Below are 25,361 nucleotides of genomic sequence, written 5' to 3'. Positions count from 1 at the left end.
CCGGGCCGGTCGGCGGCCCGGAAGGGAAGGCGACGGTGGGGCGTACGGTCGGCGGCGAGGCACTGCCGCAGCGGCTGCTGGCGGTCGCCACCCGGCTGTTCGCGGAGAAGGGCTTCGAGAAGACCTCGGTCCAGGAGATCGTCGAGGCGGCCGGGGTCACCAAGGGCGCGATGTACCACTACTTCGCCGCCAAGGATGACCTGCTCCAGGAGATCTACCAGCGGCTGCTGCGCATGCAGCGCGACCGCCTGGAGACCATCATGGCCGGCCCGGAGCCGGTGGCGCGCCGCCTGCACGCCGCCGCGGCCGACGTCGTGGTCACCGCGATCGCCAACCTCGACGACGCCACGATCTTCCTGCAGTCGATGCACCTGCTCTCCGCCGACCGCCAGCGCGCGGTGCGGGCGGCGCGCCGGGAGTACCACGAGCGCTTCCGCTCGCTGGTCGAGGAGGGGCAGCGCGCCGGGACCTTCCGCGCCGACGTGCCGGCCGACCTGGTGATGGACTACTTCTTCGGCGCGGTGCACCACCTCGGCGCGTGGTTCCGCAGCGGCGGCCGGCTCACCCCGGAGCAGGTCGGCGACCACTTCGCCGACCTGCTCCTGACCTCCCTGCGTCCCGAACCGGCCCGCTGACCCGGATCGGGACGTCAGAAGAGCGCGGCGAGGAGCCTCGTCCGGGTGTCCGCGGGGTCGACCACGTCGTCGAGCTCGAAGCTCGCGGCGGCGGAGAGCGCCCTGCCGCGGGCGTAGGCGAGCGCCACCAGCTCGTCGTACCGGCGCTGGCGCTCGGCGTCGTCGTCGATGGCCGCCAGCTCCCGGCGGTGCGCGAGCCGCACCGCCCCCTCCAGACCCATCGCGCCGACCTCACCCGTCGGCCAGGCGAGGGTGAGGCGGGACTCGTGGAAGCCTCCGCCGGCCATCGCCATGGCGCCGAGCCCGTACGCCTTGCGCAGCACCACCGTCACCAGTGGGGTGCGCAGCGCCGCGCCGGCCGTGAAGAGATCCCCGACCGCCCGCACCAGCCCGGTCCGCTCCGCGTCCGGACCCACCATGATCCCCGGGGTGTCACAGAGGCTCACCACGGGCAGGCCGAGGCGGTCGCAGAGCCGCAGGAAACGGGTCGCCTTGCCGGCGGCGGTGGCGTCGATGGCGCCGGCGCGGTGCAGCGGGTTGTTGGCGATCACGCCGACCGGATGCCCGTCGAGGCGGGCGAACGCGGTCACCAGGGACCGACCGTGCCGCTCCCGGAGTTCGAGCACCGAACCCACGTCGAACAGCAGGCGCATGACACCGCGTACGTCGTAGGCGCGGCGCCGGTTCTCCGGCATGACGCGGCGGAGGTGGTGCTGGTCCTCGTGGCTTCCGTTCACCGGTCGCCCGTTCGCATAGCCCAGCACCAGCCTGGCCAGGCGCACGGCGTCGGCGTCGTCCGCCGCGCGGATGTCCACGGCGCCGCTGGCCAGGTGCACCTCGAGCGGGCCGACGTCCGCCGGGGCGACCGTGCCCAGCCCGGCCGCCTCCACCATCGCCGGCCCGCCCATGCCGATGCTGGCGCCCGCGACGCCGATGGTGACGTCGCACGTGCCCAGCAGCGCCGCGTTGCCGGCGAAGCAGAAGCCGGCCGCGATCCCGACCCGCAGCGAGCGCAGCCGAGCCAGCGACGCGAAGGTCGTCAGCTCCAGGCCCGCCACGGTCGGATGGTCGGTGTCGCTGGGGCGGCCACCGCCGCCTTCGGCGAAGATGACGACGGGCAGGTCCTCCCGCGCGACGATCTCGAACAGCCGGTCGGTCTTGCGGTGCCCGGTCAGACCCTGGGTGCCCGCCAGCACGGTGTAGTCGTACGCGACCGTGCCGACACGGGCACCGCCGACCCGGCCGACCCCGACGACCACGCCGTCGGCGGGGGTCGCCTCGGTGAGTTCCGCGAGCGGCCGGCGGGAGCGCTGCGCCGCCACGGCCAGGCCGCCGTACTCCAGCCAGGTGCCCTCGTCGAGCAGGTCGGCGAGGTTCTCCCGTACGGTGCGCCGCCCCGCCGCGTGTCGTTTCGCCACCGCCTCGGCGCGGGCCGGGTCGAGCAGCGCGGCCTGGCGCTCCCGCACCTCGGCCAGCTCGGCCGGGACCGGGTCTCCGCCCGCGGCGGTCTCCCCGGTGGACGGCTCGTCACCGCTCACGTCGCACGCTCCCGTCCGGCTCGCCTCAGCGCGGGGGCCCGACCGGTCGCCTGGCGCCGGGGTCCCGCGGCCGGTGCGGGTAGTCCACAGCCTCGCGCGTTCGAAGGCCCCACCTGTCTGCCCATTGACGCACATGCCGGCGGCTCGCTACCGTCGCCGGACGCAGAACATACCGACTGGTCGGTACGGCGTCCAGTGAACGTGACCGAGCGAACGTGACAACCCGGGTGAGCCTCGTCATGCCGTGATGTCCACGGGTGCGGGGCGTAGGCCGGCTGTCAGGTCGCTCGACATACCGCGACTCTCCGCCTCAGGAGGAGCAGCATGAGCTTCAACCTCGCCACCATCCTCCGGGAGCCCCGCCGGGAGCACCCGGACAAGCCGCTCTGCCACGTCAACGACCTGACCTTCAGCTACGCCCAGGTCGACGAGCTCTCCGGGCGGGTGGCCGCCAGCCTGCTGCGGCTCGGCCTGCGCCGCGGCGACAAGGTGGCGGTGCAGCTGCCCAACCTGCCGCAGTTCCTCTTCACGTACTTCGGCATCCTCAAGGCCGGCATGGTGATGGTCCCGCTGAACCCGCTGCTGCGCGCCGGCGAGGTGGCCTACCACCTGACGGACTCCGACACGAAGGTGTTCGTCACCTTCGAACTCTTCGCCGAGGAGGCGGCCAAGGGGGCCGCCGAGGTCGAGGGCGTGACGACGTACGTGGTGAACCTGCCCGGCAGTGACCGGCGGCCCGAGGGGACCCGGTCGTACGACGAACTCTTCCGCGCCGAGGACACCGGAGACATCGAGCCGACCCAGGCCGACGACACCGCCGTGCTGCTCTACACCAGCGGCACGACCGGCCAGCCCAAGGGCGCCGAGCTGACCCACTTCCAGCTCTACATGAACTGCACCGTCGGCGGCGAGCTGTTCGGCTTCGCCGAGGACGACATCAGCGTGGCTGTGCTGCCGCTGTTCCACGTGTTCGGGCTCTCCAGCGTGCTCAACGTATCGGTCCGGTACGGCGGGACCATCGTGCTCGTGCCCCGCTTCGAGGTCGAGCCGGTGGTCGACGCCATCGAGCGGCACCGCTGCACGATCTTCGCCGGGGTGCCCACCATGTACTTCGCGCTGCTGCAGGCCGACCTCACCGGCCGGGACGTCTCGTCGTTGCGGGTCGGTGTCTCCGGCGGCGCGGCGATCCCCGGCGAGGTGATCCGGGCCTTCGAGGAGAAGGTCCCCGGAGTGGTGATCCTGGAGGGCTACGGCCTCTCCGAGACGGCCAGCACGACGACCTTCAACATCAGCGCCGAGCAGCGCAAGGTGCTCTCCATCGGCAAGCCGATCTGGGGTGTGGAGACCCGCATCGTCGACGATCTCGACCGGCCGCTGCCGCCGGGGCCCGAGCACGTCGGCGAGATCGTCGTGCGCGGACACAACGTCATGAAGGGCTACTACAAGAACCCCGAGGCGACCGCGGGGGCGTTCCGCGGCGGCTGGTTCCACACCGGAGACCTGGCGTACGCCGACGAGGACGGTTACCTCTTCATCGTCGACCGCAAGAAGGACCTGATCATCCGCGGTGGCTACAACGTCTACCCCCGTGAGGTCGAGGAGGTCCTGTACGCACACCCGGCGGTCGCCGAGGCCGCGGTGATCGGGCGTCCCGACGACAAGCTCGGCGAGGAGGTCGTGGCGGTGCTCAGCGTCAAGCCGGACGCCGAGGTGACGCCCGACGACCTGGTCGCCTACTGCAAGGAGCGGCTGGCGGCGTACAAGTACCCCCGGCAGGTCCGCATCGTCGAGGAACTGCCGAAGGGCCCGACCGGCAAGCTCCTCAAGCGCGAGATCAAGAAGGAGCTGTACGGGTGACGCGGACACGCAGGACCACCCCCATGCCTCGCCCGACCCCGCACCGCGCGTAACCGACGCCGCGTCCCTCACGAGGTGAAGATGACCCACCCACCACCCGGCACTCCCTCTGACGGCATCGACCTGGCGCTGCACCAGGTCGGCGTGCGCTTCGGCGGGCTCGTGGCGCTCGACGACGTCACCCTGCGGGTACCCGCCGGCCGGATCGTCGGCGTGATCGGCCCCAACGGCGCCGGCAAGACGACGTTGTTCAACGTGGTCTGCGGCTTCGTCGCGCCGACCAGCGGATCGCTCACCCTGGACGGCCGACCGTTCCGGCCGCGCCCGCACCGGTTGACCCACTTCGGCATCGCCCGCACGCTCCAGGGCGTCGGCCTGTTCCCGGGCCTCACCGTCCTGGAGAACGTGATGGCCGGCGCGAGCCACGCCGCCCGCGCCGGCTTCGCCGCGGCCCTGTTCGGCCTCCCGAGGAGCGACCGCGACGAACGGCGGCTGCGGGAACGGGCCCTGGACCTGCTGGCCGAGCTGGGCGTCGCGCAGCACGCCGCCGCGGCCCCCGCCACCCTGCCGTACGCCGTGCGCAAACGCGTCGCCCTGGCCCGCGCCCTGATCGCCCGACCTCGCCTGCTCCTGCTCGACGAACCGGCCGGTGGGCTCGGCGCCGACGACATCGCCGAGCTCGGCGAGCTCATCACCGCGTTGCCGGGCCACGCGGACGGCGCGTGCTCGATCATGCTCGTCGAGCACCACATGGATCTGGTCATGTCCGTCTGCGACGAGATCGTGGTGCTCGACTTCGGCAAGGTCATCGCCGCCGGGCCGCCCGATCATGTGCGCGACGACCCGAAGGTGACCGAGGCCTACCTCGGCGCCGACGTGCCGACCGAGGTGACCGGGACCGCGCCGAGCCGGGGGGCCGGCTCATGAGCGTCGACCCCATCCTCCAGGTCGACGGGCTCAGCGCCGGCTACGGCCCGGTGCCGGTACTGCGGGAGGTCACGCTCAGCGTGCCTGCCGGGACCATCGCCGCCGTGCTCGGGGCCAACGGTGCCGGCAAGACCACCCTGCTGCGCACGCTCTCCGGCCTGCTCCGACCCACCGGCGGCCGGGTCCTCTTCGACGGCGCCGACCTACGGGCCGTCCGCGTCGAAGGCCTCGTACGGCGGGGCCTGGCACACGTGCCCGAGGGGCGCGGCATCGTCGCCGAACTGACCGTCGACGAGAACCTGCGCCTCGGCGGGCTGTGGCGCCGGGACCGCGCCGACGCCCGGCTGGCGCAGGACGAGGTGTACCAGCTGTTCGAGCCACTGGCCCGGCGGCGCCGGCACGCGGGACACCAGCTCTCCGGCGGAGAGCGGCAGATGCTCGCCCTCGGGCGGGCGCTGATCGGACGCCCGAAGCTGCTGCTGCTCGACGAGCCGTCGCTCGGGCTCGCCCCCCGGGTGACCGCGCAGATCATGGCGCTGCTGCGCCGCCTCTGCGACAGCGAGGGGCTGACCGTCCTGCTCGTCGAGCAGAACGTGCGCAGTGCCCTCGCCGTCGCCGACCAGGGGGTCGTCATGTCCCTCGGCCGGGTGGTCATGGCCACCGGGGCGGCGCAGTTGCGCGACGACGAGAAGCTCCGCCACGCGTACCTCGGGTTCTGACAAGCCCGTCTCCAGGAAGGATCCTCCGGTTGGACCGGTTCTTGTTCCTCACCTTCGACGGCCTGTCCACCGGCGCCGTCTACGCGGCGTTCGCCCTCGCCCTGGTGCTCATCTGGCGGGCGGCACGCCTGGTCAACTTCGCGCAGGGTGCGATGGCGGTCGCGACGGCCTACGTCGGCTACGCCGTCGTCTCCGCGACCGGCTCGTACTGGCTGGGCCTCGGCGCGGCCGTCCTGGCCGGTCTGGCCCTGGGTGCGCTCGTGGAACGGGTGCTGATGCGCTTCGTCGGGCACGCCAATCCGCTGGGCGACGTCATCGTCGCCCTCGGCCTGGTGCTGCTGATCCAGGCGGTGCTCGGCATGGTCTTCGGCAGCGAGTACCGGCCGGCGACCGTACCGTTCGACACCGACGCTCTCTCGGTCGGTGGGATCGCCGCCGTCTCGCCGTACGACCTGTGGGTGTTCGGCGCGGTCATGGTGGTCGTGGTGCTGCTCGCGCTGCTGTTCACCCGGACGCCGATCGGCCTGCGGATGCGGGCGTCCGCCTTCGCGCCCGAGGTGTCCCGGCTGCTCGGCGTCAACGTCGGCCGCATGCTCACGGTGGGCTGGGCCCTGGCCGCCGCGGTCGGCGCCCTCGCCGGGATGCTGGTCATCCCCACCGGGCTGGGACTGCACCCGCACGCGATGGACATGGTCTTCGTCGTCGCGTTCACCGCCGCCGTGGTCGGCGGCCTGGACAGTCCGGCCGGAGCCGTGGTCGGCGGGCTGCTGGTCGGCCTGATCCTGTCCTACGTCACCGGCTATCTCGGCCCCGACACCACCCCGCTGGCCGTCCTCGTCCTGCTTCTGACGGTCCTCCTGGTCCGCCCCGGTGGCCTCTTCTCCAGCGTGAAAGCGAGGCACGTGTGACCGCCACTCGGACCGACGTGTCCACACCAGATCCGCAGCCCACCCGGCCGTCGCCGCTACGCCGGCTGCTGCCCGGCCCGCCGGGCACCCCCGCCACCGGTGGCTCCACCCTGCTGCGCCACCTGGTCCTGGCCGTGCTCGCGGGCACCGTCGTCGTGCTCGTGACCAACCAGCTCGAGCCGTACCAGAACCTCCAGGTGGCCCGGGTCTGCGCGTTCCTGTGCGTGACCGCCGGCTACACCGTGCTGGTCGGGCTCAACGGCCAGCTCTCCCTCGGGCACGGGGCGCTGATGGCGACCGGCGCGTACACCGTGGCCCTGACCCAGCAGGCCTTCGACGAACGGGCGGTGCAGGGCCGGTGGATCCTGCCGCTGTCGCTGCTGCTCGCCGTCGCGGTGACCGCGGTGGTGGGCCTGGTCATCGGGCTGGCCGCCGCCCGGCTGCGCGGGCCCTACCTGGCCGGTGTCACGCTCGCCGTCGCGACACTGGTCCCGGCGATCACGACGATCTTCACCGACGTCTTCAACGGGGAGCAGGGGTTGCGCTTCCCGACGGAGACGCCGCCGGCGTTCCTCGGCGCGTACTTCCAGCCCGAGCGCTGGCTGGCCTGGATCGCGCTGGTCGCCGCGCTGCTGACGATGCTGCTCATGGCGAACCTGGTGCGCAGCCGGTTCGGCCGCTCGCTGCGGGCCGTCCGCGACGACGAGGTGGCCGCCCGGCTCTCCGGGATCCACGTCGCCGGTAGTCAGGTGCTCGCCTTCGTGGTGAGCGCCGCCTGCGCCGGCCTCGGCGGCGGCGTGTACGCCGTGCTGACGGCGACCGTCGCCCCGGGCAAGTTCGCGCTCGACCTCTCGCTGTTCCTGCTGATGGCCATCGTGATCGGCGGCCTGGGCAGCCTCGTCGGCGCGGTCTGGGGGGCGATCCTGCTGGTGGCGCTGCAGGACCTGCCGAGCCTGATCACCGAGACCTTCACCCTGCCCTCGGACCTGGCCCAGCGGCTGGAGGGCAACCTCGCCCTGGCCGTGTTCGGGCTGATCCTCATCGTCGTCATGCTCGTGGCTCCCGTCGGCCTGCAGGGTGCCGCCCGCTCGCTGGCCGCGCGGCTCCGGCGGAGAGCCCCGAGCCGCTGAGCCACCGATCGCATCCACCCCCACCACCCTCGTACAGGACAGGAGAACCATGTATCCCATCGCACGCCGCGGTCTCGCGGCGGCCACCGGCCTCGCCCTGCTGGTCGGCGCCTCGGCCTGCGCCAACGACGCCCAGCAGGCGGCCGAGAACGTCCCGGGCGTCACCGACAGCGAGATCGTGATCGGCACCCATCAACCGCTCACCGGCCCGGCCGCCCCCGGCTACTCCCGAATCTCCGCCGCCACCAAGGCGTACTTCGAGCACGTCAACAGCAACGGCGGGGTGAACGGCCGGAAGATCGTCTACAAGGTGATGGACGACGGCTACAACCCCGCGAACACCGAGAACGTCGTCCGCAAGCTCGTCCTCGACGACAACGTCTTCGCGCTCCTCGGCGGCCTGGGCACCCCCACCCACACCAACGTGCTGGAGTTCGTCAAGGCTCAGAAAGTGCCGGACCTCTTCGTCTCCTCCGGCAGCCGCACCTGGAACCAGCCCGACAGGTACCCGACCACCTTCGGGTGGCAGCCGGACTACACGGTGGAGGGCAAGATCCTGGCCACCTTCGTGAAGAAGGAGTTCCCGAACCGGAAGGTGTGCCACTTCGGGCAGAACGACGACTTCGGGCGCGACTCCCTCGCCGGGGTCGAGAAGATCCTCGGGCCGGTGGCGGCAAAGCAGACCTACACCACCACGAACCAGCAGGTCGGCCCGGCGATCGGCGCCCTGAAGGCAGCCGGCTGCGAGGTGGTCGTCTCCGCGACCATTCCCGGCTTCACCGCGCTCGCCATGGGCCAGGCCGCCGCCCAGGGATTCAAGGCCCAGTGGATCGTGTCCAACGTGGGCGCCGACTACACCACCTTGTCGAAGCAGCTCGGCGACAAGAAGGTGATCCTGGAGGGCATGATCGCCGACAACTACCTGCCGATGGCCGGCGACGCGAACGACCCGTGGATCCGGGCGTTCCGGAAGATCCACGAGCACTACAACGCCGCGAACCCGCTCGACGGCAACGCCATCTACGGCTACTCGATGGCGTACACCTTCATTCAGGCGCTGCTCTCAGCGGGGCCGGACCTCACCCGGGAGAAGCTGGTCGAGGCGGTGCAGAAGGGCGGCTTCCGGGGACCGGGCCTGACCCCGTTCCGGTACAGCAAGTTCGTCCACGCCGGCTACAGCGGCGTCCGGCTGAACAAGGTGCAGAACGGAGTGCAGTCCTACTTCGGTCCGACCTACATCACCGACGACGGCGAGGACCAGGTCCGGGAGTTCCCCGAGCCGCCGGTCGCACCGCCCGAGGACGCCATTCCGACATCCTGACCCGGCCGTCGGTCGCCAGGCCGGCGGAGGGATCGGGAACGGGCCGCCACGCGCTGTGGCGGCCCGTTCCGATGCCGCCGCACATCCTGAGGCGAAGGGCGTCGGGCGAGTGTCGGCCCTCGGACACGACGCACGTGGCGCGTGCAGACAGCGAGATCCGGATGGGCGAGGTCCGTTGCTCGCGGCGGGCCGGCGATGGTAGTTGTGAGTGCATGCGCCGGACACTGTCAGTGATCACCGCCGTGGTGTTGTTCGGGTCGTCGCTTGTGGGCTGGGCCGTGTTTCTGACCGGGCAGGGGCTCGAGAACGCCGACCGGTGGGTGACCGTGGTCGGGTTCTTCGCGTCGACGCTGCTGTCGGTGGCCACGGCGGCACTGGCGTGGCGGACGCTGCGTGGCCCTGTCACGACGCCTCAGCTCTCCGTTGCGGGTTCCGGGGGTGTCGTGGTCGGACAGGACAACTTCGGGTCGATCTCCACGTCGGTGTCCGGCCGAACCCTACCGCCGGCGGCGGGTGGTGCCGGTGCGGGATCGGTGTTGGTGGGAGGTAGCAGCAGCGCGCCGATCACCACCCGGGTCGACCTCGACCGCACCCCACAGCCGTGAGATTCAAACGGCGGCGGCCCACCGCTGGCGGTCACGTGGTGCCGGCACCCGCCCCGCCCGCCGATGCCGTCTTACCAGCCGGTACCGGTGATGGCGCCGTCACGGTCGGCGGGCACAACTTCGGCTCGGTCAGCACCAACGTCGACCAGAGCCGACACATCCACGTCCATGCGAGGCGGGAGGTGGTGTGGCCGAAACGGGTTGGTGCGGCACCGCTGGAGGTGGATTGTTTCCAACCCCGGGCCGCCGGTGTTGATCTGGCATCGGCGGCGGCCGACGGTGGTACGGCGGTGGTGTGCCAGGTCCTGTCCGGTCTCGGTGGGGTAGGCAAGAGCCAGCTCGCCGCCCACTACGCCCGCACGCGGTGGAACGCGAACGATGTGGACCTGCTGGTGTGGATCACGGCGGCCAGCCGGGAGCAGATTCTCGAGGGCTATGCCGAGACCGCCATCGCGATCGGCCTGGTCGACGACCGCGACCGTGACGCCGAACGGGCCGCGGCCCGACTGCTGACCTGGCTTGCCGGCACGGACAAGAGGTGGCTGGTCGTTCTCGACGACCTGACCGTCCCCGGTGATCTACGCGGACTGTGGCCGCCCAGCGCGGGGGCCGGAGCGACGGTGGTCACCACCCGCCGCCGTGACGATGCCCTGGGTGGCTCGGGCCGGACCCTGGTCGACGTCGGCCTGTTCACGCCCAGCGAGGCACGGGCCTACCTGACGGCGAAACTCGCCAACCGGCCCGGCGCAGGCGACGAGGACGCCGAGATCGATGGCTTGGCCGCCGACCTCGGACTGCTGCCGCTGGCCCTGGCGCAGGCCGCCACCTACATGATCGACCGCGGGCTGACCTGTGCCGAGTACCGAGCGCGGTTCGCCGACCGGAGAAGGACCCTCGACCAACTGGTCCCCGAGGGCGGGGCCCTGCCGGACGACCACACGTCGACCGTCGCGGCGACCTGGTCGCTGTCGATCGATGTCGCCGACGCCCTCGACCCGGCCGGGTCGGCGCGGCCCCTGCTGGAGTTGGCGAGCCTGCTCGACCCCAACAACATCCCCCTCGCCCTGTTCACCACCGACGCCGTCCTGGCCTGGCTGGCCGCCCGGCGCGTACCGGCAGACAAGGCGGACGTGGCCGATGCCGGCGGCGAGGTCACCCCGGACGACGTCAACGACGGGTTACGCAACCTGCATCGACTCAATCTCGCCACCGTCGCCGCCGACACGGTCCGGGTCCACGCCCTTGTGCAGCGCGCCACCAGGGAGGCCACCCGGCGCGAGTCGACGCCGGACGACTGGCGCCGCCTGGTGCACGCCACGGCCGACGCGGTGGTGGCCGTCGGAAACCAGCCGTGGCCGCAGCGGGACTTGACCGAGATGGTGTGGCACAACGCCCGCACGCTGATCGGCCACGGCGGAGGTGAGCTCTGGGATCCCGACGGACACACCGTGCTGTTCGGGCTCGGGGAAAGTCTCGGCGGATCCGGCCACGTCCGGAAAGCCGCCGCCCACTTTCGGGACCTCGCGCGTACCGCGGCCGAACACCTCGGACCGAGCCACCGAGACACCTTCCTCGCGCGCTCCCGCCACGCGCGTTGGCTTGCCGAGTCGGGACATCCGGCTCAGGCCGTGGCCGAACTCGAACAGGTCATCGCTGACCGCACGCGCGCCCTGGGCGAGAACGACATCGACAACCTCAACGACATGGCCAACCTCGCCACCTACCGCGGCGAGACCGGGAACGTCGAGGTGGCCCTGCGGACCTTCGCGGGCCTGGCCGAGCGCCGAGCCGAGATCCACGGGCCGAACCATCCCAAGACCCTCATCACCCGGGCCAACCTGGCGCGCTGGTGCGGTGAGAGCGGCGACATCCCACGCGCGGTACGGATGTATACCGAGCTTGTTCCCCTGTTCACGGAGGTGTACGGCGCCACGCACCCGGAGACGCTCACCGCCTACAGCCAGCTGGCCGCCTGGCGTGGTGAGCTGAACCCCGCAGTGGGCGCGGCCCAACTCGCCCGCCTGCTCCCCGTGAAGACGCGCGTCTTCGGCGCCTACTCCGCCGACACCTTGAGTACCCGACGCAACCTCGCGATGCTGCACAGCAACGCCGGGCAGCCGGCCCAGGCGATCGGCGAGCTCACCGCTCTGATCGCTGACTATGAACAGCACGTGGACCCCGACCACCCGGCGGCGTTGGCGCTCCGCCGCGACCTCGCCGGGATGCTCACCGACCAGGGCGACGCCATTGGTGCGTACCGCGTTCTGAAAGACCTGCTGGCAGACCAGGTCCGGCTGTTGGGCGTGAACCACCCCGGTACGAACAGCACCAGGGAAGCCGTGAACGGTATCGAGGAGGCGCTCCACGGCCGGCTCGTGCACCGACTGCGTACCGCACGCGGTGGTCGGCGCCACCAGACCACCCTGACCCGGCTCGCCGGCGACCTCGGCACCGATGTCGACTGGGTGCGCCACGCACTGGGCGTACTCGTTGACGCCGGCACCGTACAGGTAACCCGAGGTGGACCAGTCGATCCCGGGCCCGTCGACCTCTCCGCCATCGCGGACCACGCACGCTTCGAGATCGTGGTCCACAACTGACCACGTTCCTCGGGGCCGTGCCGTTCCGGCCAGGTCCTCGCCGGGCCACTCGGGTCACGGTCACATTCGGGGTTCTTGACGCCATCAATACTCTCGAACCCACAGTGACCGGAAGGTGGCAGAACGTGGACCCCTACCCGCCGTCAGGTTCCCGGTGTATGCGTCTCGTGCCACGGGAGAAGAGCTGGCGGAGGAAGCTCAGGGCGGTACGGGCAGCCGACCCCGTCCGCGGTGGTGCTCGAAGCTAACGACGGCCCCGGCCCACTTCCCTAGGCGAGCTGTCGATGAAGCCGCAGTGGAAGCCGCCCCGGATCGTCCGCAGTTGCTTCGCCGACGGCTTGGCGTCGTTTCATCGATTCGTGGCCCCTCGGAGGTGCCCATGTCCTCTGCCCGCAACGTCCTTCGCGCCCGGCTCGCGGTGGTCACCGCCGCCAGCCTCGTCGCCGCCGCCGTCCCGGTCGGGGTGACCGCGGCCCACGCCCAGGTCATCCGCGACCGGCAGGGCAGCACGACTGACGTGAGCCGCGCCGCCTGGTCCGGCCCGGCGTACACGTTCAACGGGTCCGGTGCCGTGGTGGCCGCGACCATGACGCAGGCGATCAACGCGATCCGCGGCGGTGCCGGCACCATCGACGTGGTGGTGCTGGCCGGCTCGGACGGCGGCACCCCGCGACCAGTGCCGGTACGCGGCCTGGAAGGGGACCGCGCTGGAGGCGTCGGTCGAGTCCGTCGTGGCCAAGGGCGGAGGCGTCGGCGGCGGCAGCGCCGGCCACCACGTGAACAGCGACATCGTGTACGACGCCTGCGGCGGCAGCGCCACCTCGTCGATCGCGCTGAACAACCCGTACGACCGGTCGCTGACCTTCACCACCGGCATGTTCCGCTGGCCGCACTACGCCAACACGATCAACGACTCGCACGTCGCGGAGCGCGACCGGATGGGTCGCACGATGGCGTTCGTCGCCCGGGCCGTCAAGGACGGTCGGACCAGCGGCGGTGCGGCCTGGGGCGTCGGCGTCAACGAGGGCGCGTCGCTGTTCGTCGACAGGAACGGTCTCGCCACGCTGAGCGGTTCGAGCGCGTACGTCGTCCTCGGCGACCACCAGCCGGAGGTGGCGGTCTCCGGGCAGCCGCTCACCTACGCGAACTTCAAGATCTGGCGGGTGACCAACGGCCAGACCTACAACTTCGCGAACCGGCCGACCTGCGGCTACTACCTCCGCAGCGTGACCAACGGAGTCCCGAGCGGCAACCTCTACACCGGCACCCCGGTCACCGACTGTTCGACGAACCCGCCGCCGCCCGGCGGCGGCTCCAGCTACACCGAGGTCGAGCCGAACGACTCGCGCAGCGCTGCCAACGACGTCACCGCCAACAGCTACCCCCTGACCGTCACCGGTGACATGAAGAGCGGCAACGACCGCGACTACTTCAAGCTGAGCGTGGCCAGCGGCCAGACCTTGGGCGTCAGCTGCGCCATCCCGTCCGCCTACGACGCGGACCTGTACCTGCTGGACGCGAACGGGACCACGGTGACCCGGTCGGTCAACGACGGCGCGGGAGCGGACGAGTCCGCCTCCTTGACCCGGACGGCGTCCGGCACGGGCACCTACTACGTCGAGGTCGAGGCGTACTCCGGCTCCGGCGCCGCCGACTACACCTGCACGGCCTCCAGGTCCTGATGCCCGGGCGCGGGCCCGCTCACCCCTTGCCGGCCGCGCGCTCGTCCGACGGGGGCGGCAGTCTGCCTGACGACCACCCCCGTCCCGGCGCGCGGTGTGCCGGGCCGCTGCCGTCCGGCGGTTAGGCTCGGTCCGTGTCGAACTCTGATCTTGTCGGCGGATCCGCACCGGCGACCGAGCATCCCGGGGTGGCGGCGCTGATCCGGCAGCGGCTGGGTGAGTGCAGCCCTGCGGAGCGCCGGGTGGCGCGCGCCCTGCTGGCCTCGTATCCAGCCGCCGGGCTGGGCACGGTCGCCTCGCTGGCCGAGCGGGCCGAGGTGAGCGGGCCGACGGTGCTGCGCTTCCTGAGCCGGCTCGGCTTCGGCGGGTACCCGGAGTTCCAGCGGGCCCTGCGGGACGAGCTGGCCGAGCGGGAGACCTCGCCGCTGACCGCGTACCGGGCGGCGGAGCGTACCGGCGTCCCGCCCGCCGGGGCGCTGTCGCGGGCCGCGGCCAGCCTGCCCGACGCGGTCGCCGGCACCCTCGCCGAGGTGCCCCAGGGTGAGCTGGACGCCGCCGTCCGCCTCTTCGCCGACCAGCACCTGCGGGTCACCGCGGCCGGCGGACGGTTCTCCGGCCTGCTCGCCCACTACCTGGTGCTGCACTTGATGCAGGTGCGCGGCAACAGCCGTTTGCTCCCCGCCACCCCGGTGGAGCGCACCGACATGCTGGTCGACGTCGGCCGGCGCGACCTGTTCGCCCTGTTCGACTTCCGGCGGTACGAGGAGCCGACGCTGGCCCTGGCCCGCGAGGTCACCGCCCGCGGCGCCCGGGTGGTCCTGTTCACCGACCGGTGGCTGTCGCCGATCGCCGGGTTGGCCGAGGTGGTCCTGCCCAGCCGGGTCGACTCGCCGTCGCCGTACGACAGCTTCGTGCCCACGTTGGCGCTGGTGGAGACGCTGGTCGCGGCGTTGATGGACCGGCTCGGACCGGTCGCCGGCAAGCGGCTGAAGGCGATGGAGAAGGCGCAGCAGACCTACAGGGAGAGCTGAACCCGACGTTACAAGAATCTGTAACTTCACAAGGATCGTAATGAGCGTTACAGTCTGGGAGCTGGTTCGTCTGGCACCCGGAAGGACGCCCCATGCGCATCCGTCAGCTCGCCCTGGCCACCGCGGCCACGGCCCTGCTCGCCGTCACCGCCGGCTGCGGCGGCGACTCCTCCACCGCCTCCGGCGGGACGAGGTCATGACCGTCTCCGTCACCATCGAGGGCGTCGGTGAGATCGCCACCGACGCCGACCTCGCCAAGAAGGTCCCCGCCACCATCCGGGACCGGGCCACCCTGACCGTCGCCACCAACGCCCCCTACGAGCCGTTCATCGACTTCAAGACCGAGGGCCGGGCGGACGAGTTCAAGGGCCTCGACTACGACCTGTTCGTGGCCGCCTCCGCCCGACTGGGCATCAAGGCCACCTTCAGCCAGCAGCCGTTCGACGGCCTGGTGCCGGGCCTGCAGGCCGCCAAGTACGACGCGATCGTCGGCGGCATCACCGACAAGAAGGAGCGCCAGCAGGTCGCCACCTTCGTCGACTACTCCGCCTCCGGCGCCGGCTTCCTCGTCAGGACCGGCAACCCGGTCGGTGTGAAGACCGTCGCCGACCTGTGCGGCCGCAAGGTCGCCGTGCAGAAGGCGAGCAACCAGTCGAAGAACCTCGCGGACTACAGCAAGTCCAGCTGCGCCGGGAAGAATATCGACGTCAAGGAGTACCCGGAGAACCCGCAGGCGGTGCAGGCACTGATCGCCGGCAACGTCGACGTGGTCGCCGCCACCAAGGTCAACCTGGTCGACACCGCCGCCTCGCTGAGCGGCAAGGCCGAGCTGGTGGACGACCCGTCCGCCCCGAACGGCTGGCTCGCCAGCCCGAACGGGTTCGGCTTCCTCAAGGCCAACAAGGAGCTGGCCGAGGCGTACCGGGCGGCTGTGCAGTCGCTGATCGACGACGGCACGTACACCAAGATCCTCGCCTGGTGGAAGCAGCAGCCGATCGCCATCAAGCAGGCCACGATCGACCAGGCCATCGACTGACCACGGCGGAGACGACTCCCTGAACCGCGGTCGCCGGGCGCCCTTCCGACTCCGTGAGGGCGGGCCCGGACGGCGCGCCCGGCGACCGCCGCACCCCGTCCCCGCTGGAGGCACCTCAATGACGAGCGACACCGAGACCGTACGGGTCGTCCCCGTCCGGCACTACGGTCGCTGGCTGACCGCGATCCTCGTGGTCGGCATGGCGGCCCTCTTCCTCCGGGCGCTGCTGGACAGCCCCAACCTCGAACCCGGCACCATCGGCGCGTACCTGTTCAAGGACTACATCCTCGACGGCGTCGTCACGACGCTCTGGCTGACCCTGCTCGCGATGGTCCTCGGCACCGTCGGCGGCGTCCTGCTCGCGGTGATGCGGCTGTCGGCCAACCCCGTGCTGCGCGGTGTCTCCTGGGCCTTCATCTGGGTCTTCCGGGGCACCCCGCTGCTGGTGCAGATCATCTTCTTCGGCTTCCTCGGGGCCCTGTTCCCCCGGCTCACGCTGGCCGTGCCGTTCACCGACACGGTGCTCTTCGACCAGCCGACCAGCGTGGTGGTCACCGGCACGGTCGCCGCCGTGCTGGCGCTGTCGCTCAACGAGATGGCGTACGCGGCCGAGGTCGTCCGGGGCGGCATCCTCGCCGTCGACGCCGGCCAGTCCGAGGCCGCCGCCGCGCTCGGGATGAGCCCGGCGCTGACCCTGCGGCGGGTGGTGCTGCCCCAGGCCATGCGGGTCATCATCCCGCCGATGGGCAACGAGACCATCACCATGCTCAAGTCCACCGCGCTGGTCTCGATCATCGCCGGCCGGGACCTGATGACCGCCGTGCAGACCGTCTACCAGGGCAACTACAAGGTGATCCCGCTGCTCGTGGTGGCGGCGATCTGGTATCTCGCCCTGGTCAGCCTGCTGTCCGCCGGCCAGTGGCTGATCGAGCGCCGGTTCGGCCGTGGTTTCGCCCGGGGAGGAGTCCGATGACAACCGTCGAAGACAGGCTGGCGGTCGCGACCCGGCCGATGGTGCGGGCCGAGGGAGTCAGCAAGAAGTTCGGCCCCGTCGAGGTGCTCAACGGCCGCTGGCCCGGGGTGACGGTCAACGTCGGACACCTCACTGCGGGGGAGCGGCCGAACGTGGTGCCGGACCGGGCCCGGATGCTGGTCGACCTGCGCGCGTGGCACGCCCGCGAGTACGAGGCGGCGCTCGCCGAGATCCGCCGCCTGGTCGCCGAACCGCGGGTCTCCGGTGTCCGCGCCGACCTGGCGGTGCACGCACCCACCCCGCCGTGGGAGCACGGGCCGGCCGGCCAGCGACTGATCGAACTGGCCGCGAAGGTGGGCGCGGGGCTCGGCGTACCCGTGTCGCACACCGCCACCGGCGGCTGCGCCGATGCGAACCTGCTGGTCGAAACCGGTGCGGCGGTCCTCGACGGACTGGGACCGGTCGGCGGCGCCGACCACAGCCCGGCCGAATGGCTCGACCTGGACTCCGTCGTTCCCCGGACCGCGCTGCTCGCCGGCCTGATCCACGAGGTCAGCCGAGCACTGTGACCCGCTGTCGCGAGTGCCCGCTGGTTGGGGATCACGTGAAGCTGGCGCCGCCGTCGACGAGCAGGGACTGGCCGTTGATGTAGGCGCCGTCGTCGGAGAAGAGGAACGCCACCATGGCCGCGAGGTCCTCCGGCTTTCCCAGCCGCGGCGAGCGTACGGTCGCGAGAATCTGGTCGCGCCACTCCACGGTGGTGGCGTTGAGCGCGGCCCCGGTGAGGATCACGCCGGGCGACACGAGGTTGGTACGGACGCCGTGCTTGCCACCGAGCGTCGCGGTGTGCCGGGTGAGCCCGATCAGGCCGCTCTTGGCGGCCTGGTACGCGACCCGTTCGGTTTCGCCCAACCACACCGCGCTCGACATCGTGTTGACGATGGAGCCGTCACGCTGCTTGATCATGATCGGCAGAGCGTGCCGGACGCCGTACATGTAGCCGGTGAGTGTGACGTCGATGGTGTGCTGCCACACGTCGACCGGCACCGAGGTGACGTCGGTGTCTCGCCCGATGGTTCGTGGCGAGAGGTCCGCGGCCACGTTGAACAGGCCGTGCAGGCCACCGAATCGGTCGACGGTGAAGGTGATCAGGTCCCGGTACGAGCCCTCGTCGGCGATGTCGAAGCCGCGTGCCACGGCCGTCCCGCCGGAGCTGGTGATCCCGTCGACCACGGCCTGGGCGGCGGCCTCGTTCAGATCCGCCGCGACGACCAGCATGCCTTCCTCGGCGAGGCGGATCGCTGTCGCGCCGCCGATGTTGCCCGGCGCCGCACCGGCGACAATGGCAACCTTGTCCTTGAGTCCGCGCATTGGCAGATACCCTTCGAGATCGTCGCACGCGCCGCCGCCCCTGGATTGGCGTTCGGCGTACTCCGCCCGCACTGGCACACTCCGAGCCGAGCCGAGACCGAAGGCCTCATCGTCGGCTACGCGGAGACATTCGCAGATGGCGAGCCCGTCACCGGAACCACCGGTGACGGGCTTCGCGTCGGGCCGGTTCCTAGTCCAGCTCCAGCTCCAACTCCACGTCGTTGATGCACACGATGACGGTGTTGGGCTGGGTCCGGTTCTCGTTCCTCTGGTCGATCGAGACGTTCTGCTCGACGGCGACGTCGCTGTCCTCGACTTCGTTGTCGCTGATGATGTTGGCGACGAACGCCCTGTTGCTCTGCTCGACCGTCCCACAGGTAACCCCGCCGTCGCGGTCCGAACCCTTTCCGTGGTCGGCGAACGCGGCGGCGGGTGTACCGAGCAGCAGGGCGGCGCTGCCCAGCGCCACCGCGCCGGCGAGCCTGGTCGCGAACCTCTTCGACATGTCCCTCACTCCCTTTCTGGTCGTCTCTGGGCGACGAGCCAGGATGAACATAAAAGGGATTCATGTCCGGTCGGAGCGCTTTCCGGGTTTCTGAGGCGAACGCGTCTCCGGCTGCTATAGGCAGTCTGTTGCACGTGTCCGGGCGGTAAGCGCGGTTCAGGTCCGGTCTGCGGCGACTTCGACGGCCTGCCCCGCGGGCGGGCGGCGGGTCGACGTCCTGCCGTCACCGTGGATCGGTGGCAGCCGATTCGGATCGGAGCGCTCCCAGAGGCCGAGCCGACGATCCTCGTGGCTGGACGTTGCCAGAAATATTTAAGTATGTTTATAGTTCGATTGCTGCTCGCCGGAGCGCCGTCCCGGCGTCGGCGCAGCGAGCCGTTCGGGCGACGTCTCCACCGGAGGACCCGATGAGACTGGGCGGTAGGAATCTCGTCCTGGCCGGCGTCGTCGCGGTCATGGCGGCGGTGCCCATGGCCGTCACCGCCACCGCGGCCGCGGCGGCCACGCCGACCGCGGCCTTTGTCAAGATCACCGACTGGGGATCCGGCTGGGAGGGCCGGTACACCGTCACCAACGGGGGCGGCAGCACCCTCACCTCCTGGCGCGTCGAGTTCGAACTGCCGGCGGGTACCAGCGTGGGCTCGTACTGGGATGCGCTGATGACCCGGGACGGGCAGCACCACAGCTTCACCAACCGGTCCTGGAACGGCACGATCGCTCCCGGCGCCTCGGTGACGTTCGGCTTCCTCGGCAACGGGTCCGGCAGCCCCCGCGGTTGCCGTCTCAACGGCCAGCCCTGCGACGCGACGGCTCCGCCGACGACGAGCCCACCCCCGCCTCCACCGACCACGGCGCCCCCCGCCGGCACACCGCTGGCGGCGAACGGGCAGCTCCAGGTCTGCGGACGGCAACTGTGCAACCGGAACGGCAAACCGATCCAACTGCGGGGCATGAGCACGCACGGCCTCCAGTGGTACGCCAACTGCGTGACCCCCGCCTCCCTCGACGTCCTCGCGCAGGAGTGGCGGGCGGACGTCGTACGGATCTCGATGTACATCCAGGAGGGCGGCTACGAGACGGACCCGCGCCGCTTCACCGACCTGGTGCATCACTACATCGAGCTGGCCACCGCCCGTGGCCTCTACGCGATCGTCGACTGGCACATGCTCACGCCCGGGAACCCGAACCACAACCTGTCGCGGGCCCGGACCTTCTTCGCCGAGATCGCCGACCGCCACCGCGACAAGGCGAACGTCCTCTACGAGATCGCCAACGAGCCGAACGGCGTCAACTGGAGTGCCGTCAAGAGCTACGCCGACCAGGTCATCCCCGTCATCCGTCAGCGGGATCCGGAAGCCGTGGTGCTCGTCGGAACACCCGACTGGTCGTCGCTGGGTGTCTCCGGGACCGGTGGGGGAGTCGACACCATCGCCGCCAACCCGGTGGCCGCGAGCAATCTCATGTACGTCTTCCACTTCTACGCGGCCTCGCACGGCGACCGGTACTACGACACGTTGGCCCGGGCGGCGGACCGGCTCCCGATCTTCGTGACCGAGTTCGGCACCCAGGAGGCCTCCGGTGACGGCCCGAACGACTTCACGATGGCCCAGCGCTACCTCGACCTCATGGCGCGCAGGAAGATCAGTTGGGTGAACTGGAACTACTCCGACGACGTCCGCTCCGGCGCGGTCTTCACCAGCGGAACGTGCGGCAGCGGGCAGTTCAGCGGTACGGGCCGGCTCAAGCCGGCCGGCAGTTGGGTACGCGACCGCATGCGCACGGCGGACGACTTCTGACGGTCCCGGCCGGGGTGAACCCGCCCCGGTCCGCCACCCACCCCGGGATTCACTCCGCGCCCATCACCAGGCCCTCGATGGTGTGCTTCTGGCGGATCGGCGTGAGCGTCTCCACCACCGGGCACGGCAGGTGCGCGCGCACCGATGCGGGCAGGTTCTCCCAGTACTCCCGGGTGACGGCCATGTCGTGGTGCGCGGCGTTGCCCGCGCCGGGAGCATCCACGCCGAGCACCAGAACCGGGCGGGCGAGCGTGGAGACGTTCGGGGTCCCCCGGTGGACGGTGAGCGCCGAGCGGCCGGAGATGTCGCCGCGGCGAGGGTACTTGCGTACGGCTCGCGCCTGGTAGCGAGGGTAGCGCTCCTTGGGTGGGAACATCCCGTGGTCGAAGTCGTCCCCCTCGCCCCACTGCGTGCCCGGCGCGATCTCGAACGGCCCCATCTCCTCCACGGTGTCCACCGTGGTCAGGTTGAACGCCAGGGAGGTCAGCCGCCGCTGGCGGCGGGTGTCGGGCGGCATCGGGAAGTCCCGGTGCCAGGGTTGCATGGCAGCGCCGGGGAACGGGACGTCGAAGCCGAGCTCGACGATCTCGTACTCGGGCCGAGCGCGGCCCGGCAGACCGCGACCACCCACGGATGCGTCACCAGGTCGACGAAGCCTCGCAGCTGCTCCGGCCGCAAGGGCCCCTGAGTGGGAGCCGGCCACGGCCGGGCCCCGGTGTGGATCGACGGACCAAGCTCCACGGACGCGCATGGTTGTCGTGACGCCGCCCACGTCCGTCCTCTGCGGACCCTGGATGTTCACATTGCACGCTTACCGTTCGTCTGTCCGATCCTGGCCCGGGAAGGAGCATCACGTGCGGCAGCGGATCGCCCTGGCGGCCGTCGTCCTGACGGGAATCACGATCGCGGCACCCGGCCCCCCGGCGGCAGCGGCACCGGGTGGCCCCGCCGCCACGGGAAGGGTGTGCGCCGACGTACGCCTCGACGCGACGCTGCCGGCCCCGCCGGACGGGATGGCCGCGCAGCAGTCGGTCACCGTGGACGAGAACTGCGTCGTACGGGCCGGCGCGGTCCGGTTGGTGCCCGCGCCGTCGTCGCGGGAGCGCAGCGGTGATCGCCGGTTGCGGGTGTGGTCGCGGATGTACGACTGCTGCGGCATCCTGATGAACGCCCTCTCCGCCACCCACAGCTGGAGCGCCGCCGACGGCCGGATCAGCCGGGTGGACACTGCCGTGGACACCGACTGGAACCGCGAGCCGTGGGGCGGCGGCTGGCACCTGGCGCAGTCATGGCAGGCCGGCGGCTGCGATCGGCCATGCCCCGACGCACGCCTGGAGCAGCATGCCGAGTTCGGCTATCGCGGCGTCTTCGACGTGACCGGCACCTGGTACCAGAACACCCACGACCTGAGGGTGACCCTGACCGGGGACGGCGCCGCCGCGTGCGAGCTCGCCGTCACGGCCCGGCACTGGTTCGTCGGGTGGACCTGGATCCGGGGCTGCGGCTGACCCGGTGCCCGACCGCTGGCGGAAGCGTGGCGGCAATCGATGAGGGTGCCGTTCCGCGTACGGTGTCAGCAGAGGGGTCGACGTGAAGTGTTGGATCTGCGGCCGGTGGTGGCCGCTTCCGTGGGCGTGCCGACAGTGTCGTCGCAGGCGGCGGACGATGCGCCGCGACTACCTCCGCGCGGCGGCGCCGCAGGACGCCCTGGCCGCCATGGCGCGCCCGACCGAGCCGGACCGGTAGCGGTGCTTGCGGACGCCGTTCTGGCGGTACGGATCGAGCCCGCCCGTCGCCTCGCTGATGGCGCTGGCGGTGTGGGCCCCCGCTCCGCCCCTCGTTCCGTTTACGATGCATTGTGCGATATATGCCCGTTTGGTCCCGCCGCGTACCGCCCGCCAGGGCCAGGCGAGACGACCGAAGCGGGTCCCAGTAAAACTTGATTCATTCCAAAAGAGTGGGCTAGGGTCATCGCATGACGTCCGACTTCGAGGCGCAGCTGCGGGCGGCCTCGTTGCGCGTGACGCGGGCCCGGTTGGCGGTGCTCGCCGCCCTGCGCGACCGTCCGCACGTTGACACCGACACGGTGATTGCCCTGGTGCGGGCGGATCATCCCACCGTGTCCCACCAAGCGGTGTACGACGTGCTACGTGCGCTCACCAACGCCGGTCTGGTGCGGCGCATCCAGCCTGCCGGTGCCACCGCACGGTACGAGTCCCGGGTGGGGGACAACCACCACCATGTCGTGTGCCGCTCCTGCGGTGCGATCGCCGACGTCGACTGCGCTGTCGGCCAGGCTCCCTGTCTCACCGCCTCGGATGACCACGGCTTCGTGGTCGACGAGGCGGAGGTCGTCTACTGGGGCACCTGCCCCGGCTGTGCGACCGAACGCACCTCCCAGTGATCCGCCAGTTCGGAAGGAAGTAGATGAGCGACACCCAGGACAACGCCCCCGTCAGCGCGCAGGGCGTGGACAAGAAGGCGGCGGCCGGCTGCCCGGTCGCGCACGACTCCGTGACCGCGCACGGCAGCGAGAGCGAGAACCCGGCGATCGACTCGCCGACCCCGAAGACCGGCGGTCGCCCGCGCACCAACCGGGACTGGTGGCCCAACCAGCTCGACCTGTCGGTGCTGCACGCCAATTCGCCGAAGGGCAACCCGCTGGGGGAGAGCTTCAGCTACGCCAAGGAGTTCGCCAGGCTCGACGTCGAGGCCCTCAAGCAGGACATCGTCAACGTCCTCACCACCTCGCAGGAGTGGTGGCCGGCCGACTTCGGCCACTACGGCGGCCTGATGATCCGGATGAGCTGGCACGCCGCCGGCACCTACCGCATCCACGACGGTCGCGGTGGCGCCGGCGACGGTGGTCAGCGGTTCGCCCCGCTCAACAGCTGGCCGGACAACGCCAACCTCGACAAGGCCCGCCGGCTGCTGTGGCCGGTCAAGCAGAAGTACGGTCAGAAGATCTCGTGGGCCGACCTGCTCGTACTCGCCGGCAACGTCGCCTTGGAGTCGATGGGCTTCAAGACCTTCGGCTTCGGCTTCGGCCGGGAGGACGTCTGGGAGCCCGAGGAGATCTTCTGGGGTCCGGAGGACACCTGGCTCGGCGACGAGCGTTACGTCTCCGAGAAGGAGATGGCCGAGGGCGTCGGCGCGACCGAGATGGGACTCATCTACGTCAACCCGGAGGGCCCGCTCGGCAACCCGGACCCGCTGGCCGCGGCCCACTTCATCCGCGAGACCTTCGCCCGGATGGCGATGAACGACGAGGAGACCGTCGCCCTCATCGCCGGTGGCCACACCTTCGGCAAGACCCACGGCGCCGGCGTCGCCGACGACCATGTGGGCCCGGAGCCCGAGGCTGCCCCGCTGGAGGCGCAGGGCCTGGGCTGGCTGAGCACCTACGGCAGCGGCAAGGGCCCGGACACGATCACCAGCGGTCTCGAGGTGACGTGGACCGACCGGCCGACGCAGTGGAGCAACCGCTTCTTCGAGATCCTCTTCGGCTTCGAGTGGGAGCTCACCACGAGCCCCGGCGGCGCCAAGCAGTGGGTCGCCAAGGACGCCCCGGAGATCATCCCGGACCCGTTCGACCCGTCGAAGAAGCACAAGCCGACGATGCTCACCACCGACCTGTCGCTGCGCTTCGACCCGACGTACGAGAAGATCTCGCGCCGTTTCCTGGAGAACCCCGACGAGTTCGCGCTGGCGTTCGCCAAGGCCTGGTACAAGCTGCTGCACCGCGACATGGGCCCGGTCAGCCGCTTCCTCGGGCCGTGGGTGCCCGAGCCCCAGCTGTGGCAGGACCCGGTGCCGGCCGTCGACCACGAGCTCGTGGGTGACGCCGACGTCGCCGCCCTCAAGGCGAAGGTCCTGGAGTCCGGCCTCACGACCGCCCAGTTGGTCTCCACCGCCTGGGCCTCCGCCGCCAGCTTCCGGTCCACCGACAAGCGCGGCGGCGCCAACGGCGCGCGGATCCGTCTCGAGCCGCAGCGCAGCTGGGAGGTCAACCAGCCGGAGCAGCTCGCGACGGTCCTGGCGACCCTTGAGGGCATCCAGCGGGAGTTCAACGAGGCCGGCGGGGCGAAGATCTCGCTCGCGGACCTGATCGTGCTGGCCGGCTCGGCCGCGGTCGAGAAGGCGGCGCGCGACGCCGGCGTCGAGGTGACCGTGCCGTTCCACCCGGGTCGCACCGACGCCAACCAGGAGCAGACCGACGTCGAGTCGTTCCGGGTCCTCGAGCCGCGCGCCGACGGGTTCCGCAACTACCTGCGTGCCGGCGAGAAGACCCAGCCGGAGGTGCTGCTCGTCGACCGTGCCTACATGCTCAACCTGACCGCGCCCGAGATGACCGTCCTCGTCGGCGGCCTGCGCTCCCTCGGGGCCAACGTCGGCGGCACCCGGCACGGCGTCCTCACCGACCGGCCCGGCGTGCTCACCAACGACTTCTTCACCAACCTGCTCTCCCCGGGCACGCGGTGGAAGGCGTCGGAGTCCGACGAGCACGTGTACGAGATCCGGGACCTGGCCACCGATGAGGTGAAGTGGACCGCCACCGCGGTCGACCTCGTCTTCGGCTCCAACTCCCAGCTGCGGGCCCTCGCGGAGGTCTACGCCAGCCAGGACGCGCGTGAGAAGTTCGTCGCCGACTTCGTCGCGGCCTGGACCAAGGTCATGGAGCTGGACCGGTTCGACCTCGCCTGACCTGGCTTCGAACGACGAGCCCC

The 25,361-nt window shown here is 71.0% G+C and carries 22 protein-coding genes; 18 read left to right on the top strand and 4 right to left on the bottom strand.

All coding sequences use genetic code 11. The features are described from left to right. The first annotated feature begins 35 nt into the window (after window positions 1-35). Complete coding sequence (locus tag HCJ94_RS30730) at window positions 36-635, top strand: TetR/AcrR family transcriptional regulator (RefSeq protein WP_168000247.1); 600 nt, start codon at window positions 36-38, stop codon at window positions 633-635. Window positions 636-649: 14 nt separating this feature from the next. Here the strand turns inward: HCJ94_RS30730 and HCJ94_RS07530 are convergent, their stop codons facing one another. Beyond that, window positions 650-2,173: an acyl-CoA carboxylase subunit beta gene (locus HCJ94_RS07530; RefSeq protein WP_205800876.1), complete on the bottom strand. Its 1,524-nt coding sequence runs from the start codon at window positions 2,171-2,173 to the stop codon at window positions 650-652. 324 nt (window positions 2,174-2,497) lie between these two features. Between HCJ94_RS07530 and HCJ94_RS07525 the strand changes: the two genes are divergently transcribed. The 13 genes from HCJ94_RS07525 (at window position 2,498) to HCJ94_RS07465 (ending at window position 17,531) form a co-directional block, all read left to right on the top strand. Next, complete coding sequence (locus HCJ94_RS07525) at window positions 2,498-4,030, top strand: long-chain-fatty-acid--CoA ligase (protein WP_168000245.1); 1,533 nt, start codon at window positions 2,498-2,500, stop codon at window positions 4,028-4,030. 81 nt (window positions 4,031-4,111) lie between these two features. Then, the gene (locus HCJ94_RS07520) at window positions 4,112-4,957 is read left to right on the top strand and encodes an ABC transporter ATP-binding protein (protein ID WP_168000244.1); all 846 of its coding nucleotides are present in this window, start codon (window positions 4,112-4,114) and stop codon (window positions 4,955-4,957) included. Then, window positions 4,954-5,676, top strand: coding sequence for an ABC transporter ATP-binding protein (locus tag HCJ94_RS07515; protein ID WP_168000243.1), 723 nt, complete (start codon window positions 4,954-4,956; stop codon window positions 5,674-5,676). Before HCJ94_RS07520 ends, HCJ94_RS07515 begins: the two co-directional genes overlap by 4 nt. A gap of 29 nt (window positions 5,677-5,705) precedes the next feature. Continuing rightward, the gene (locus tag HCJ94_RS07510) at window positions 5,706-6,584 is read left to right on the top strand and encodes a branched-chain amino acid ABC transporter permease (protein WP_168000242.1); all 879 of its coding nucleotides are present in this window, start codon (window positions 5,706-5,708) and stop codon (window positions 6,582-6,584) included. Further along, window positions 6,581-7,714, top strand: a complete 1,134-nt coding sequence (locus HCJ94_RS07505; RefSeq protein ID WP_168000241.1) for a branched-chain amino acid ABC transporter permease — start codon at window positions 6,581-6,583, stop codon at window positions 7,712-7,714. The genes HCJ94_RS07510 and HCJ94_RS07505 overlap by 4 nt, the downstream gene beginning before the upstream one ends. A gap of 49 nt (window positions 7,715-7,763) precedes the next feature. Continuing rightward, window positions 7,764-9,035, top strand: a complete 1,272-nt coding sequence (locus HCJ94_RS07500) for an ABC transporter substrate-binding protein (RefSeq protein WP_168000240.1) — start codon at window positions 7,764-7,766, stop codon at window positions 9,033-9,035. A gap of 212 nt (window positions 9,036-9,247) precedes the next feature. Next, the gene (locus HCJ94_RS07495; RefSeq protein WP_168000239.1) at window positions 9,248-9,640 is read left to right on the top strand and encodes a hypothetical protein; all 393 of its coding nucleotides are present in this window, start codon (window positions 9,248-9,250) and stop codon (window positions 9,638-9,640) included. Window positions 9,641-9,930: 290 nt separating this feature from the next. Continuing rightward, a complete protein-coding gene (locus tag HCJ94_RS31120) occupies window positions 9,931-12,240 on the top strand; it encodes a tetratricopeptide repeat protein (protein WP_168000238.1) in 2,310 nt (769 codons plus the stop codon). A 617-nt stretch (window positions 12,241-12,857) separates the two neighbouring features. Then, window positions 12,858-13,922, top strand: a complete 1,065-nt coding sequence (locus HCJ94_RS31115; protein WP_309227181.1) for a pre-peptidase C-terminal domain-containing protein — start codon at window positions 12,858-12,860, stop codon at window positions 13,920-13,922. Between the two features lie 134 nt (window positions 13,923-14,056). Continuing rightward, entirely contained in the window at window positions 14,057-14,953 is an 897-nt protein-coding gene (locus HCJ94_RS07480) for a MurR/RpiR family transcriptional regulator (RefSeq protein ID WP_309227180.1), read from the top strand. A gap of 196 nt (window positions 14,954-15,149) precedes the next feature. Continuing rightward, complete coding sequence (locus HCJ94_RS07475; RefSeq protein ID WP_240944033.1) at window positions 15,150-15,989, top strand: transporter substrate-binding domain-containing protein; 840 nt, start codon at window positions 15,150-15,152, stop codon at window positions 15,987-15,989. Between the two features lie 118 nt (window positions 15,990-16,107). After that, window positions 16,108-16,962 carry an amino acid ABC transporter permease gene (locus HCJ94_RS07470; RefSeq protein ID WP_168000237.1) on the top strand — a complete coding sequence of 285 codons (855 nt, stop codon included), beginning with the start codon at window positions 16,108-16,110 and terminating at the stop codon, window positions 16,960-16,962. Beyond that, a complete protein-coding gene (locus tag HCJ94_RS07465) occupies window positions 16,959-17,531 on the top strand; it encodes a M20/M25/M40 family metallo-hydrolase (protein ID WP_240944032.1) in 573 nt (190 codons plus the stop codon). Before HCJ94_RS07470 ends, HCJ94_RS07465 begins: the two co-directional genes overlap by 4 nt. A 31-nt stretch (window positions 17,532-17,562) precedes the next feature. Here the strand turns inward: HCJ94_RS07465 and HCJ94_RS07460 are convergent, their stop codons facing one another. Together HCJ94_RS07460 and HCJ94_RS07455 are read right to left on the bottom strand one after the other, a co-directional pair. After that, the gene (locus tag HCJ94_RS07460; RefSeq protein ID WP_168000236.1) at window positions 17,563-18,333 is read right to left on the bottom strand and encodes an SDR family NAD(P)-dependent oxidoreductase; all 771 of its coding nucleotides are present in this window, start codon (window positions 18,331-18,333) and stop codon (window positions 17,563-17,565) included. A 190-nt stretch (window positions 18,334-18,523) separates the two neighbouring features. Further along, window positions 18,524-18,838: a hypothetical protein gene (locus tag HCJ94_RS07455; RefSeq protein ID WP_168000235.1), complete on the bottom strand. Its 315-nt coding sequence runs from the start codon at window positions 18,836-18,838 to the stop codon at window positions 18,524-18,526. A gap of 407 nt (window positions 18,839-19,245) precedes the next feature. Between HCJ94_RS07455 and HCJ94_RS07450 the strand changes: the two genes are divergently transcribed. After that, window positions 19,246-20,634, top strand: a complete 1,389-nt coding sequence (locus HCJ94_RS07450) for a cellulase family glycosylhydrolase (RefSeq protein WP_168000234.1) — start codon at window positions 19,246-19,248, stop codon at window positions 20,632-20,634. A 49-nt stretch (window positions 20,635-20,683) separates the two neighbouring features. Here HCJ94_RS07450 and HCJ94_RS07445 read toward each other — a convergent pair whose 3' ends face one another. Continuing rightward, window positions 20,684-21,265 (bottom strand): phytanoyl-CoA dioxygenase family protein, encoded by a 582-nt coding sequence (locus HCJ94_RS07445; protein ID WP_309227179.1) that lies wholly within the window; start codon window positions 21,263-21,265, stop codon window positions 20,684-20,686. Window positions 21,266-21,488: 223 nt separating this feature from the next. On the opposite strand from HCJ94_RS07445, the gene HCJ94_RS07440 reads away from it, so the two are divergent. From HCJ94_RS07440 to katG, 3 genes are all read left to right on the top strand, one after another. Continuing rightward, the gene (locus HCJ94_RS07440) at window positions 21,489-22,142 is read left to right on the top strand and encodes a hypothetical protein (protein ID WP_168000233.1); all 654 of its coding nucleotides are present in this window, start codon (window positions 21,489-21,491) and stop codon (window positions 22,140-22,142) included. 467 nt (window positions 22,143-22,609) lie between these two features. Next, a complete protein-coding gene (locus tag HCJ94_RS07435; RefSeq protein WP_168000232.1) occupies window positions 22,610-23,038 on the top strand; it encodes a Fur family transcriptional regulator in 429 nt (142 codons plus the stop codon). Window positions 23,039-23,061: 23 nt separating this feature from the next. After that, a complete protein-coding gene (gene katG / locus HCJ94_RS07430; RefSeq protein WP_168000231.1) occupies window positions 23,062-25,338 on the top strand; it encodes a catalase/peroxidase HPI in 2,277 nt (758 codons plus the stop codon). The last annotated feature ends 23 nt before the right edge of the window (window positions 25,339-25,361 follow it).

The organism is Micromonospora thermarum (genome assembly GCF_012034245.1).
Classification (GTDB): domain Bacteria; phylum Actinomycetota; class Actinomycetes; order Mycobacteriales; family Micromonosporaceae; genus Micromonospora; species Micromonospora thermarum.
This window is presented reverse-complemented; position numbering and strand designations above follow the sequence as displayed.

Coding starts and splice junctions, on each gene's coding strand:
- HCJ94_RS07525 (WP_168000245.1), top strand. CDS start 2,498: ATGAGCTTCAACCTCGCCACCATCCTCCGGGAGCCCCGCCGGGAGCAC.
- HCJ94_RS07520 (WP_168000244.1), top strand. CDS start 4,112: ATGACCCACCCACCACCCGGCACTCCCTCTGACGGCATCGACCTGGCG.
- HCJ94_RS07515 (WP_168000243.1), top strand. CDS start 4,954: ATGAGCGTCGACCCCATCCTCCAGGTCGACGGGCTCAGCGCCGGCTAC.
- HCJ94_RS07500 (WP_168000240.1), top strand. CDS start 7,764: ATGTATCCCATCGCACGCCGCGGTCTCGCGGCGGCCACCGGCCTCGCC.
- HCJ94_RS07495 (WP_168000239.1), top strand. CDS start 9,248: ATGCGCCGGACACTGTCAGTGATCACCGCCGTGGTGTTGTTCGGGTCG.
- HCJ94_RS07475 (WP_240944033.1), top strand. CDS start 15,150: ATGACCGTCTCCGTCACCATCGAGGGCGTCGGTGAGATCGCCACCGAC.
- HCJ94_RS07470 (WP_168000237.1), top strand. CDS start 16,108: ATGACGAGCGACACCGAGACCGTACGGGTCGTCCCCGTCCGGCACTAC.
- HCJ94_RS07465 (WP_240944032.1), top strand. CDS start 16,959: ATGACAACCGTCGAAGACAGGCTGGCGGTCGCGACCCGGCCGATGGTG.
- HCJ94_RS07460 (WP_168000236.1), bottom strand. CDS start 18,333: ATGCGCGGACTCAAGGACAAGGTTGCCATTGTCGCCGGTGCGGCGCCG.
- HCJ94_RS07455 (WP_168000235.1), bottom strand. CDS start 18,838: ATGTCGAAGAGGTTCGCGACCAGGCTCGCCGGCGCGGTGGCGCTGGGC.
- HCJ94_RS07450 (WP_168000234.1), top strand. CDS start 19,246: ATGAGACTGGGCGGTAGGAATCTCGTCCTGGCCGGCGTCGTCGCGGTC.
- HCJ94_RS07435 (WP_168000232.1), top strand. CDS start 22,610: ATGACGTCCGACTTCGAGGCGCAGCTGCGGGCGGCCTCGTTGCGCGTG.
- katG (WP_168000231.1), top strand. CDS start 23,062: ATGAGCGACACCCAGGACAACGCCCCCGTCAGCGCGCAGGGCGTGGAC.